Consider the following 12,837-nt stretch of genomic DNA (forward strand, 5'->3'; position numbering starts at 1 on the left):
CCCGATGACACTTATGCGACCTTGGTGCCTGAACATATCACGAATTGAGCATTGCGTGGATGTCCAACGCGGCATCTCGCCCTTCGGCAACAGCGGTAACTGTTAAGTCGTCGCCTCCTGCAGCGCAGTCTCCGCCAGCCCAGACGCCCGGCATTGACGTACGTCCAGCGCCAGATACCGCTATCTTGTTGCCGTCCAGCGAAAGATCTTCAGGTGCGCCGTCTAGCGATTGGCCAATCGCTTTTAGTACCTGGTCCGCGGGAATCCGAATGGTTTCACCCGTACCTACTAATTGCCCATCCCGACTGGAAGTATATTCCAGTTCGATTTCGGCGGCGGCGCCGTTGCCGTGGATGGCAACAGGCTGAACATTAGCCATAATGCGGACGCCATGAGAGGCGGCCAAATCCTGTTCATAACGGCTCGCCCCCATTGCGTCGCGCCCACGCCGATATGCGATCGTTACATGCTCTGCTCCCAATAACTTGGATTTCACAGCAGCATCTACTGCGGTCATACCGCCACCAATAACAACAACATTTCTCCCGACCGGCAAATGCGCAAGATCAGCCGCCTGGCGAACATCCGAAATGAAGTCGACCGCGTGGCGAACGCCTTCTTTATCTGCACCAGAAGTACGAAGAGCGTTCACGCCAGTGAGACCAATGGACAAAAAAACCGCATCGTAGTTTTCAAGTAGCCCGTCCAGCGATATTGTCTCGCCAAGCACAGAACCGGTTTCGATGGCAATTCCACCAATTTTCAATAGCCAGTCCACCTCGGCCTGAGCAAAGTTGTTTGTCGATTTGTAGGCCGCGATGCCGTATTCGTTCAAACCACCAGGTTTGGGCCGAGCCTCGTGTATCACCACATCGTGGCCAAACATCGCCAACCGATGTGCACAGGCAAGACCGGCCGGCCCTGCCCCGATCACTGCCACCGTCTTTCCTGTAGGTGTCGCGCGATCGAAAGGGTGTTTTCCTGTGACCATCACTTCGTCAGTTGCGTATCGCTGCAGACGTCCAATCTCGACCGGTTTACCTTCTGCTGCTTCGCGCACGCAGGCTTCTTCGCAGAGCGTTTCAGTGGGACACACGCGCGCGCACATTCCGCCGAGGATATTTTGCTCGAGGATCGTGCGTCCAGCGGATTGCGGCTGACCAGCCTGAATCTGGCGGATGAAAAGTGGAATGTCGATATCCGTCGGACAAGCTGTAACGCAAGGAGCGTCATAACAGAAATAGCATCTATCGGCCGCGACAGCCGCCTCATGCGGTGCAAGCGGCGGATGCAGATCTGAAAAATTCGAGGTCAGCTCATCGCTGGAAAGCCGTCCGGATACTATGCCGGGTGCCATCTGGCCCTGTGCCATCGCTCTACTCCCTGTAGATATGTTTGTTATGGACCTACATTGCCACAACCGTATTTTTTATCAAATGGTAAAATTTGCCAAATGGTCAAAAAAATGAAAATCCGGGCGCGACGACCCAAATTCGAAAGTAAAATGCCTGAAATTGCGGCGCTGGGGGCCTAGACCATGCCGCTCAAATGCCCTGACTTTATCCAAACACGCGCACCGACTTCGCCGGCAATGGCGCTGGATTGCGTCCCCGGCGGAAGTCTTAGCCAATCCCATTCTTGAAACTCTTCACCCTTTTCGGTGAACGATCCGCTTAAAACAAAAACCTCGAGACCATTACTTGAATTTAGTGGCATCGATTCTCCTGCAGACCAATCCTGAACCCGAACATCTTCGTATTCGTCTCGAAACAAGTTCACACTTCCCGCTCCGTTGATCGATCTGCGAACTTGGGTTCGGTCGTTCGGATCAAATTGATGCAGCTTGACCAAAATAGTCGCGCCTTCGCTGGCCGAAGGGGTGTGCGAAGACGTCGGCGGATTGCGCACATAGCTGCCAACCGGAAAATCCCCGGTTTCATCCTGAAAGACGCCATCAAGCACTAAATACTCTTCTCCACCGTCATGAGTGTGTGCTGCATAGACGCTTCCGGGCGCAAAGCGTACGATCGTTGTGGCGCGTGCGACCTCTTCACCGATACGGTCCAGCATCTTACGTTCTACTCCCGCAGATGGGGACTTGACCCACTCAGTATCGTTGAAATGAACCGCTACACGTTTGCTGAAATCGGCATTGACCCTCATCGCTTCGCTCCTCGGTTGCAACTGAATTGTCAGATGGTTCCGCCGGATAAATTTTCAAACCTTCTGTCTCATCGGGTTTTGACGGCCCATCCCAGTTAATGTAAGCCCGAAAGAGCTGAGCCATAAACGGACCTACAACCAGAAAGCGAAAATATGCAGGCGAAGCGCCCGGAATTCAACGTTGTCGTTATCGGACAAAACAATCGCATTCAATTTGAAGCGGTACTGTTTGCTGCTTCGCTTCGACATTCGTCACCAAGATTTTCAGGACGCTTGATTGTAGCTGTTCCGCAAGACGGACCCCTATGGGAAAACGATCCGAGTATTCAAAACCCGGATGTACTTAGGGCACTAGATCATTTTGGGGCAGAGATTTTGCCCTTCAACAACGAAGTTTTCGGTGAGAGTTATCCTCAAGGCAACAAGATTGAGGCATTACTGAGTTTACCGTCGGGTGAACCCTTCGTCTTCTTCGACAGCGACACACTGATAACCGGCGAATTGGCTGAGGTACCGTTTGACTTTGACCGCCCCAGCGCTTCGCGCAAAGTAGAAGGAACCTGGCCCAAGCCAACACTATATGGCCCGGATATAGGGGGTATATGGCGTGCATTGTACGATCGGTTTGGCTTGGATTTCGAAAGCTCCTTAGACACAAGCCAGCCGCAAGGCTATTGGCGGCGCTTTTTGTACTTCAATGCCGGTTATTTCTATTACAAATGCCCACGTCTGTTCGGTGAACGATTTCTGAACTTAGCACGGACGATTCGCGATGAAGACATTCCGGAATTGACCGGGCAGAAGCTGGATCCCTGGCTGGATCAGGCGGCATTGCCGCTTGTTATTCACTCCCTTGGTGGCAGCCGGGACAGTCTTCCCGATGGCCACCTGGATGGACCCGTCAGTTGCCACTACCGTTTATTCCCACTGCTGTACGCGCGTGAGAGCGATAATGTTATAGAAGTGCTCGAGAAAGCCAGCGCGCCGAACAAGGTCAAAAAAGTGCTCAAAACCTATGATCCAATTAAAAAACTGGTTTATCAGGGCAAGGGTAGAAAAATTCGCGAGATGTTTGATCGCGATAATCTGCCCCACCGCGAGCAAGTCATTCGCAAGACAATTAAGTCCAAGGGCTTATGGCAACGTTGAAGACAACGTTGTGTGCAAGTAGGCAATGTCCTAGAGATTTCAGCAACAAAGTTCCTAACAGGAGAATTCGATATGTCTGACGGCCCTCAATACGGCTTTGACACGCTGCAGATTCACGCCGGAGCCCGCCCCGACCCTGCAACCGGAGCGCGCCAGACGCCCATCTATCAGACAACAGCCTATGTTTTTCGCGATGCAGAACACGCGGCGGCACTGTTCAATCTTCAAGAAGTTGGCTTTATCTATTCTCGGCTGACTAACCCCACTGTCGCAGTTCTTCAGGAACGTATCGCCACGCTTGAAGGCGGCGTTGGCGCGGTTTGCTGTTCCTCGGGTCACGCAGCGCAGATCATGGCGTTGTTCCCTCTAATGGGACCAGGTTGCAACGTTGTCGCTTCGACGCGCCTGTACGGCGGCACGGTCACCCAATTCAGCCAGACGATCAAACGTTTTGGCTGGACCGCCAAATTCGTTGATACCGACGATTTGGATGCTGTTAAAGCTGCCATAGACGAAAACACCCGCGCGGTATTCTGCGAATCCATCGCCAACCCTGGTGGCTATGTCACTGATATCCGCGCAATGGCCGATATCGCGGACGAGGCAGGCATTCCACTGATTGTGGACAACACCTCTGCCACACCATTCCTTTGTCGCCCAATCGAGCACGGTGCAACGCTGGTCGTTCATTCAACAACGAAATACCTTACCGGAAACGGGACCGTAACGGGTGGCTGCATTGTGGATTCCGGGAAATTCGATTGGTCTGCGAATGACAAGTTCCCGTCGCTCAGCGAACCAGAGCAAGCTTATCATGGGTTGAAGTTTCACGAGACCTTTGGGCCTTTAGCATTCACATTTCACGGCATCGCAATCGGTCTGCGGGATTTGGGCATGACGATGAACCCTCAGGCTGCGCACTACACGCTGATGGGGATCGAAACCCTAAGCCTACGGATGGAACGGCACGTCGAAAACGCTCAGAAAATCGCGACCTGGTTGGAATCAGATGACCGGGTTGAATACGTCACCTATGCCGGACTGCCGTCATCTCCTTACTATGACCGAGTCAAAAAACATTATCGTCGCGGCGCGGGTGCGCTGTTCACCTTTGCGGTCAAAGGCGGTTATGACTCCTGTGTTAAATTGGTGAACGCGCTGGAAATATTTAGCCACGTTGCGAACTTGGGCGATGCGCGCTCGCTGATCATACACTCAGCTTCGACCACGCACCGCCAGCTCACAGCGGAACAGCAAGAAGCCGCCGGCGCTGGCCCAGGTGTGGTGCGTGTATCCATTGGAATCGAGGACGCGGACGATTTGATTGCCGATCTAGACCAAGCGCTGTCAAAAGCGTGCGCCTAAGGTGATGACCGAGCACGACAAAAACGAACTGGGCCAACCAGTTGGCAAACCGGTTACGGGTATTTTTCCGCGACCAACGCCGCCATATTCGCCAATGAAAGGTCGTTCATGTTCCGTCGTGCCGTTAGACATAAATCTTCATGCGCCCGGTCTCTATCGGGCGTTTGCACACGATACAAATGGGCGAAACTGGACCTACCTGCCATATGGCCCCTTCACGACGGAGATTGAGTTCACCGACTGGGCCAGTGCGAATTGCATGGATACGGATCCGATGTTTCACACGATTCTTGACGAAGGTGAAAACCCGGTTGGGATGGCATCCTACCTCAGAGTCCAACCATCGGCGGGAGTTATTGAAGTGGGCCACATACATTTTTCGCCATTGCTGCAACGCAAGCCGCAATCGACCGAAACTATGTACCTGATGATGCGACGGGTATTCGACGAGCTTGGCTATCGCAGGTACGAATGGAAATGCGATGCCCTCAATGCACCGTCACGGCGCGCAGCGGAGCGTCTGGGCTTCACTTTCGAGGGAATCTTTCGCCAGGCAACGCATTATAAAGGGCGCAATCGTGATACAGCTTGGTATTCGATTCTGGACATTGAATGGCCTCGAGTTCGGGCGGCCTTTGAGAATTGGCTGGCGCCCGACAATTTTGACAACTCGGGCCAGCAGTTGAAACCACTGATGGCCCGCGCCTGAAGCTGATCTATTCAGCGATCTCAAATTCCATTGTCACGTTCACCGAAACAGAGACTTCGCCACCCGCCACTGGAACGGTTGCTGCATCCATCATGCTCATCTCTCGCATTTGTGCAACGGGACGCAAACCCATGGCGTGATCGCTGATCGATACAACCGAGCCTAGCGTGACCCCGGCCGCCTGCGCTAGCTGATTGGCCTTGGCAGTTGCGTCTGACACGGCTTTGGCCCGCGCATCTGCCTCCATCGGTTTTGGTTCCTGGATGCTGAAGCTAAGCCCACCAAAGTCGTTTGCGCCATCTTTTATGACTGCGTCCATGATCTCGCCCAGGCCATCAAGATCGCGCACACGGATCACAACACGATTCGAGGCTGTAAAACCAGTTATCTCTGGGCGCTCCCCGCTTTGGCCGTTCCGTCCGCTCCAGACCGGGTTCAGGGACAAATCACGGGTCTGTATGTCGCGGGCCTCGAGCCCCATTTCTTCCAGCCGATTTAAAATCTGCGTTACTGCCGCAGAGGTCGCCGCCATAGCGTTCGCGGCCTGTTCATCTTGGTTTGTCACGCCCAAAGTAATCGTGGCCATATCTGGTGCAGCAAGCACCGTTCCAGTGCCGTTGACAATAATGCGACGTTCTTCGGCGTAAGCTGGCATTGCCGCCACCGCAGCGGTCAATGCAGTTAGAAAAGCAAGCGTCTTCAAGGTTATCCCTCCTGTTGACTTGGATAACAAATGGGAATTCGCGGCAGCACACGGCAAGGGGGAATAACGGCTTTTTCTTTCCCTCGGCAGGTTCCTGCTCTAATCTCATGCGGTGGACGCCAAAGCGTTTGCATTGAAACAGTCACTTATGGTTCATCCGGATTATGAAACCTGCCTTTGCGCTGTCTTTTTCGGAACACGGAATTTCATTGCATCACCAATCGGATGACGAATGGTATTGCATTGGAACAGTGCCGTTGGATTCGCCTGACTTAAGCCAAAGGATACAGGCGCTACGGGAACAAGGATTCGCGCTGGCCAATCATTTGGGGTGCACTTTGGTGCTCCCGACTGATCAAGTTCGCTTTCTTTCTGTGGAAACGGACGGATTGGGTTCCAAAGCTGCAGAGCAAAAGATACAAACGACCCTTGCCGATGCGACGCCATATGACTTGTCCGAGTTGTCCTATGCCACGATCGAAAATGGCGAAGTAACTCAGGTCGCCGCAGTCGCGCGTCAGACACTGAACGAAGCCTATGAATTCGCAGTGTCCCGTGGCTTTGTCCCTGAGTCGTTTTGCGTGGGTGCGGCTAGTGAGGATGCATTCTCGGGTCAGGCCTTCAAATGGGGCCTCGAAATGCGCGGCTCGTCTGGCTCTTCGTCCGTAGAAGACTCTTGGGAAACCGTCGACGGTGTAGGAACAGATGCGCCAGTCTTGCAGGATGAGCAAACAGTCGATGCTGAGATCTCCGACCCAAAATCAGAATTGCCAGTTGATGATGAAATTCAAAATCTAACGACGGACTTCACTCGGCAAGCCACGGAAATTTTGGTTGAGGAAGATTTTCAGTCGACTGTCGAAGACACCGCTGATTCTGAGTTGGAAACACCAGCCGAGGATGACAATGTAGCGGCTACCGCAGAGCAAGTTGACCCGTTTGCGGGAACCGCTCTTTGGGACGAGACTCAATCTTCAATCGAGGAAACCGACGAACCGGAACCAGAGTTGACGGGTGAAATAGCCGCGTCGAAACCAACTCCAACGGCGACCGAATCGGAGATGGAAACTTCGCCGAAGGAAATTGCCCCACCATCAGTCGATACCGCTGCGGAAACGGAATCGGATGTTCAGGTCGAAGACAATTCTGAAACGGTAAACTCTGGCATCGTTCACCAAGTTCCGGAGACTTCTTTTGAAGACAATGAACGAGAACCATTTGCGGGCCATGACGAGAAGTCATTCGACGCATTAGCTGAGGACGGCAAAGAAACCGCCAACTCTGACGTTTTTGAAACACTGCCGGACCAACCTGATGCGAAGGTCGAAAAAACACCAATTCATGCGATTGCCGAGCCGGCAAATCCGGCGGCCTTTCGATCTGCGCCACAGCCTGTTGGCAAATCAACCTCGGGAAGTTGGAGTTTAAGACAGTTAGCGATTCCTGCAATTGCCGCGTTAGTTTGCGTCGGAATAGCCGTTGGCGCTTGGTCAATCCTTGGCCCGGACCCCTCACCCAAGGAAACAGACACAGCGCAAAAGCAGCTTGATGTTCAAGAATTAGATCAGACGCCTGAAGCGACACCCGAAGTTGCCGCAATCGTTCCAGAAAAGAGCCAACCAAATATCGAAGCGGGACCTCTGGCCGTTGCGCCTGATCCAGCGCCAGAGTCGAATGGCGAAGGCGAACTGTCCGCGACGGATGCAGCAATTCTTGAAGCATTGAAAATCGAACCTGAAATTGTCGAAGATATTGCCACAGGATCGGAACCCCGAAAGCTGTTCAAGGACTTCACCGGTTCAACACCTGCGATGCCTTCACAGTTGGCGCGACCTGTTCTGGACGAATTGGGCGACGTCTATCTGTCATCCATTGATCGTTCGGACCTTTCTCAGGATGCCATTGCTCTGCCCTCAGTCAACGGCCTTGATACCGACAAAGTGGTTCCATCAATAGCGCAGCCCCCAGATGCCGAAGAATCTTACGAACTAGACGAACGGGGATTAGTCACCGCCAGTCCCGAGGGTACACTTAATCCCGAAGGGATAATGATCTATTTGGGTCAACCTTCGTCTGTTCCACCGGAGACACCAGCCCGCCCCGAAGGTGAACCGGCGGTCGACGAGATCGATGAACGTCTGGCCGGCTTTAAGCCCAGACTTCGGCCCGACAACTTGGTGGATCAGTTTGAACGGTCGCAGTTGGGGGGAAGGTCGCGTGAAGAACTAGCGGTAGTGCGCCCCAAGTTGCGCCCCGAGTCTTTGGAAGTCGAACCGGAAATAGACTATACTCCGACTGCCTTGGCTGTGGTTCGTGTGCCGCGACCCAAATTGCGACCTACAAGAACCGCGCCCCAGGTGGCCAGCTCCCCTAACGCAGGAACTGCAACTTTAGGCTCCACCGCTAATGTCGCTGCCACGGACGCGGTTTCTGCAGATGATGAAGCTGGCTCGTTCCAACCAAGAACAGTTTCCCCTAAAATTCCAACCACAGCCTCTGTCGCACGACAGGCAACGATTGATAATGCGATTAACTTACGCAAACTAAACTTGATCGGCGTATACGGCACACCTGCAAACCGTCGCGCGCTCGTCCGGCTACCCAGTGGTCGATACAAAAAACTAAAGGTTGGTGATCGGATAGATGGCGGCAAGGTTGTCGCCATCGGCGACAGCGAATTGCGCTATCAAAAGCGCGGTCAGAATGTGACTTTGAAGATGCCTCGAGGGTGAAGAAACCGGGCACAACAATACCTTTGCGCCGGCCATGGAGCAAATCGGGCACGACATGATCTTCGCGCACATCCTAAACAACGTCCAAGAAATCTCAGCACGCGTGTTCACCTGTCTTGCCTGAGAGATACAATCAGCGCTTGATTTTCACCAGGATCGAGCCGCATCGCGTCTTAGCTAAGTCAATTGGATTTCGGTATTATGTGCGTCGAGTTGATCTTGTCATTGCGGCTAGCTTCCAAACCTAACCAAATAACCGGGCTTTGACGTAAACCCGCGCGATTGATCGAAGTCGCGCGGGATAAAGGTCACAGAGCCGTTTTCAGCCAGCAGGGCAACGCGACCCTGGACACATAAAGGTTTACCAGTGGCGAATAGGCTATAGCAGAAGTGACAGTTTTAAGCCGCTGAAATCTCGCCTGATTCTATTTGCTCGCGTTCTATGGACTCGAACAGAGCTTTGAAATTTCCCTCGCCAAATCCGTCATCGCCCTTGCGTTGAATGAACTCGAAAAAGATCGGGCCGATCACCGTTTTTGAGAAAATCTGCAACAGAATCTTTGTCTCGCCACCGTCCAAAACACCTTCTCCGTCAATTAGGATTCCGTGCTTCTTCATGCGGTCTTTGGGCTCATCGTGGCCCGCCACCCTGTCGAATGACATGTCGTAGTACGCCTCGTTCGGCCCGGGCATGAATTTCAGACCCTTTTCGGCAATCGCATCAGTCGAGCTGTAAATGTCGTCACTACCCACAGCGATGTGCTGAATACCTTCGCCATTGTACTTTTTTAGGTATGAAACGATCTGCCCCGTTTCGCCGCGATCCTCGTTGATCGGAATACGGATTCGCCCACAAGGAGACGTCAGCGCACGGCTATACAGGCCAGTAAACTTTCCCTGAATGTCAAAAAACCGGATCTCACGGAAATTGAACAAATCACCGTAGAACTTGAACCACTTGTCCATATTTCCTTTGAATACGTTGTGGGTCAAATGATCGAGGTAATAGAACCCATCACCACGCGGCTTAGACGGCTTCAACCACTCAAATTCTTTATTGTAAGGCGATGTTTCGTAATATTGATCGATGAAATAAATCAACGACCCTCCAATTCCCTTAATCGCCGGAACATCCATGGTTTTGTCGGCTTCATCATAGGGTTCGGCCCCCTTGGAGATGGCGTGCTCATACGCTTTTTTCGCATCAACAACGCGCCAGCCCATCGCCGGCGCACATGGGCCATGCTCTGAAACGAACTTGGCGGCAAAGCTTTCGGAGTCCGCATTCAGAATATAAGTCACGTCGCCCTGTTGCCATAACTCAACTTTGGGCCTTTCACGGTGATAACCTACGTATTCAAATCCCATCTTCGCAAACAAATCCCTCAGCTCTTGAGGGTTTGGGTGAGCGAATTCCACAAACTCAAAACCATCGGTTCCGGCAGGGTTTTCTTTACTGATGACAGATTTCGGGGCGTTGTGTGGGAAAGGGCCCATGGAGCGACTCCGTATTAACAGGAAATTCTTTGCTGATTCAAAAATACTCCTTAATCGATGCTGTTTCTGCGCATAGTTTTCGTGTAAACTGAACACACGCGCGTAAAACCCGCACCAATTGGTCGAATAACGGAGAATGTGCGCACATGCTGGATGCAACGGACACGCGCCTATTGTTGGCTTTGCAAAAGGATGCTCATCTGACAGCCCATCAACTCGGTGAGATGTTGAATCTGTCTGCCAGCCAAGCCGGTCGCCGTCGTCAAAGGCTTGAAGCAGAAGGTTTCATCACAGGATATTCCGCTAGGCTGGACCCGGTTAAGCTGGGCCTTCAAGTCCAAGGTTTTATTCAAGTTCATCTGGGAACGCATGGACCCGAGCAATCAGCTAGTTTTGCCCGCATGGTCAATTCTCGTCCTGAGATCAGCAGCGCCTGGACGATGACTGGCGAAGCGGATTACCTACTGCATGTGTATTGCGACGACCTGTCCGCTCTCAACAGCTTGCTTCACGAGGTGATACTGCCGCATCCTGCTGTTGCAAGGGTTCAAAGCCAGATTGTTATGGACCAACTCAAACGCGACGCGCCACTACCGACATGACGGATCGGAAAGGAAATAGATGAACGAATTCCTCTACCAGGCTTCGATCTATCTTGCAGCGGCCGTGATTGCGGTGCCCCTTTCAGCTCGGCTGGGGTTGGGATCGGTGTTGGGCTATTTGGCAGCCGGAATTGCGATTGGACCCATTCTCGGTTTAGTTGGGGCCGAAACGGAGAACCTGCAGCATGTCGCCGAGTTCGGCGTCGTTATGATGCTTTTCCTCATTGGTTTGGAGCTGGAACCTCGCGCTCTTTGGGACATGCGCGACAAATTGCTTGGGCTTGGTGGGCTTCAAGTCGGTCTTTCGACGATCGCAATCGCTGCAGTTGCGTTTTACGCGGGTCACCCATGGTCGGTTTCGCTGGCAGTTGGACTGACTCTGTCACTATCATCTACGGCTATCGTGCTACAAACCCTGTCAGAAAAGGGATTAATGCAAACGAATGGCGGGCGCGCGACATTCTCTGTACTGCTGACGCAAGACATCGCGGTGATCCCAATTCTTGCGTTTCTCCCTCTATTAGCGTTACCGGCAATTGCGCACATAAATAATGACGGATCAATTGACCGGGGCGGCGATGCGGCCCACGGGGCGGATGCGCACCACGCACTTTCGCTGGTAGACGGCCTGCCGGGTTGGGCAGTCACTTTGGTCACGATCGCGGCAATCGCCTTTGTCGTGCTCGCCGGAGTTTACTTAACTCGTCCGCTTTTCCGCTTTATCCACACTACCCGTTTGCGCGAAATGTATACAGCGCTTGCCCTTATGATTGTTGTCGGAATTTCTTTCCTGATGACTCTGGTCGGGCTATCCCCTGCGCTTGGAGCATTTCTGGCTGGTGTTGTTCTTGCTAGCTCCGAATTTCGGCACGAGATGGAGAGCGACCTTGAACCATTCAAGGGTCTTTTTCTTGGTTTATTTTTTATCACGGTCGGCGCGGGAATCGATTTGGGTTATTTCTTTAACGATCCGTTCGACCTGATTGGACTGGCGTTGTTGGTGATCCTTGCAAAAGGGATAATCTTGTTTGTCGTGGGCAAGGCCTTCAAACTGCGCGGGCGGGACCACTGGCTGTTCACGCTGGGTCTTGCTCAGGCAGGCGAATTTGGTTTTGTCCTGCTCGCATTTTCGACTCAGCAGAATGTGATCCCGCCAAATTTGTCGCAAAAGCTGCTTATGATCATCGCGCTGACAATGCTGATTACACCGCTTTTGTTCATTCTTTATGACCAGATTACACGCTATACGACCGACGGCAGCCCCAAGGTGGAGCCTGACGAAATCGACGAAAAAGGTCCGGTGATTATTGCAGGCATCGGCCGTTTTGGCCAAATCGTTAACCGGCTTGTGCAAGCTAGCGGGTTCAAGACCGTTGTATTGGATCACGATATCGAAACTATTCAGCTCATGCGACGCTTTGGCGTTAAAGGCTTTTTAGGTGACCCCACTCGCCCCGAGCTATTGCGGGCTGCCGGAATCGAAAAGGCATCCGTACTGGTTGCCGCAATGGATGACCGCAAGCAAGTCACACGTCTCGTCGGGTATGCGCGGCGCCAGCGCCCCGATCTGCACATAATAGCCCGGGCTCGCGACCGCACACATGTCTATGAATTGTACCAGGCCGGCGCGAATGACATCGTTCGTGAGATGTTTGATGGTTCACTCCGCGCGGGTCGCTACGTGTTGGAAAATGTAGGCCTCAGCGAATACGAGGCGGCCCAAGCAGAACAGACGTTTTACCACCACGACCGCACTTCGGTACGCGAACTGGCTGAACTTTGGATACCCGGGATGCCAACAGCTGATAACAAAAAATATATTGACCGGGCCCAAGAGCTTGAAAAAGACCTTGAAACCGCGCTGTTGGAATTAGCTGAAGAACATACTAGAGAGTCTGCCTGACCCAAGCGACGAGG

General features: G+C 52.8%; 10 protein-coding genes. 6 read left to right on the plus strand and 4 right to left on the minus strand.

The window, feature by feature from the left end; genetic code table 11:
- Positions 1 to 37 precede the first annotated feature (37 nt).
- Both GOV45_RS06115 and GOV45_RS06120 read right to left on the minus strand, forming a co-directional pair.
- On the minus strand, positions 38 to 1,372 hold the full coding sequence (locus GOV45_RS06115) for an NAD(P)-dependent oxidoreductase (RefSeq protein ID WP_170475577.1): 1,335 nt from the start codon (positions 1,370 to 1,372) through the stop codon (positions 38 to 40).
- Positions 1,373 to 1,530: 158 nt separating this feature from the next.
- Positions 1,531 to 2,163 (minus strand): cupin domain-containing protein, encoded by a 633-nt coding sequence (locus tag GOV45_RS06120; RefSeq protein WP_170475579.1) that lies wholly within the window; start codon positions 2,161 to 2,163, stop codon positions 1,531 to 1,533.
- A 153-nt stretch (positions 2,164 to 2,316) separates the two neighbouring features.
- Here GOV45_RS06120 and GOV45_RS06125 point away from each other — a divergent pair, with 153 nt between their 5' ends.
- The 3 genes from GOV45_RS06125 (at position 2,317) to GOV45_RS06135 (ending at position 5,386) form a co-directional block, all read left to right on the plus strand.
- Positions 2,317 to 3,312: a hypothetical protein gene (locus tag GOV45_RS06125; protein WP_170475580.1), complete on the plus strand. Its 996-nt coding sequence runs from the start codon at positions 2,317 to 2,319 to the stop codon at positions 3,310 to 3,312.
- A 72-nt stretch (positions 3,313 to 3,384) separates the two neighbouring features.
- Positions 3,385 to 4,677 carry an O-acetylhomoserine aminocarboxypropyltransferase/cysteine synthase family protein gene (locus GOV45_RS06130; protein WP_170475582.1) on the plus strand — a complete coding sequence of 431 codons (1,293 nt, stop codon included), beginning with the start codon at positions 3,385 to 3,387 and terminating at the stop codon, positions 4,675 to 4,677.
- Positions 4,678 to 4,681: 4 nt separating this feature from the next.
- A complete protein-coding gene (locus GOV45_RS06135) occupies positions 4,682 to 5,386 on the plus strand; it encodes a GNAT family N-acetyltransferase (protein WP_170475584.1) in 705 nt (234 codons plus the stop codon).
- A 7-nt stretch (positions 5,387 to 5,393) separates the two neighbouring features.
- Here the strand turns inward: GOV45_RS06135 and GOV45_RS06140 are convergent, their stop codons facing one another.
- Complete coding sequence (locus tag GOV45_RS06140; RefSeq protein ID WP_170475586.1) at positions 5,394 to 6,089, minus strand: SIMPL domain-containing protein; 696 nt, start codon at positions 6,087 to 6,089, stop codon at positions 5,394 to 5,396.
- A 164-nt stretch (positions 6,090 to 6,253) separates the two neighbouring features.
- Here GOV45_RS06140 and GOV45_RS06145 point away from each other — a divergent pair, with 164 nt between their 5' ends.
- Positions 6,254 to 8,821: a hypothetical protein gene (locus tag GOV45_RS06145; RefSeq protein WP_170475588.1), complete on the plus strand. Its 2,568-nt coding sequence runs from the start codon at positions 6,254 to 6,256 to the stop codon at positions 8,819 to 8,821.
- A 399-nt stretch (positions 8,822 to 9,220) separates the two neighbouring features.
- Here the strand turns inward: GOV45_RS06145 and hppD are convergent, their stop codons facing one another.
- The gene (gene hppD / locus GOV45_RS06150) at positions 9,221 to 10,318 is read right to left on the minus strand and encodes a 4-hydroxyphenylpyruvate dioxygenase (protein WP_170475590.1); all 1,098 of its coding nucleotides are present in this window, start codon (positions 10,316 to 10,318) and stop codon (positions 9,221 to 9,223) included.
- Between the two features lie 146 nt (positions 10,319 to 10,464).
- Here hppD and GOV45_RS06155 point away from each other — a divergent pair, with 146 nt between their 5' ends.
- Both GOV45_RS06155 and GOV45_RS06160 read left to right on the plus strand, forming a co-directional pair.
- Entirely contained in the window at positions 10,465 to 10,920 is a 456-nt protein-coding gene (locus GOV45_RS06155; RefSeq protein WP_170475592.1) for an Lrp/AsnC family transcriptional regulator, read from the plus strand.
- Positions 10,921 to 10,939: 19 nt separating this feature from the next.
- On the plus strand, positions 10,940 to 12,823 hold the full coding sequence (locus tag GOV45_RS06160) for a cation:proton antiporter domain-containing protein (protein ID WP_170475594.1): 1,884 nt from the start codon (positions 10,940 to 10,942) through the stop codon (positions 12,821 to 12,823).
- The last annotated feature ends 14 nt before the right edge of the window (positions 12,824 to 12,837 follow it).

The sequence above is a fragment of the Ruegeria arenilitoris genome (genome assembly GCF_013035425.1).
Taxonomy (GTDB): Bacteria; Pseudomonadota; Alphaproteobacteria; order Rhodobacterales; family Rhodobacteraceae; genus Ruegeria; species Ruegeria arenilitoris_A.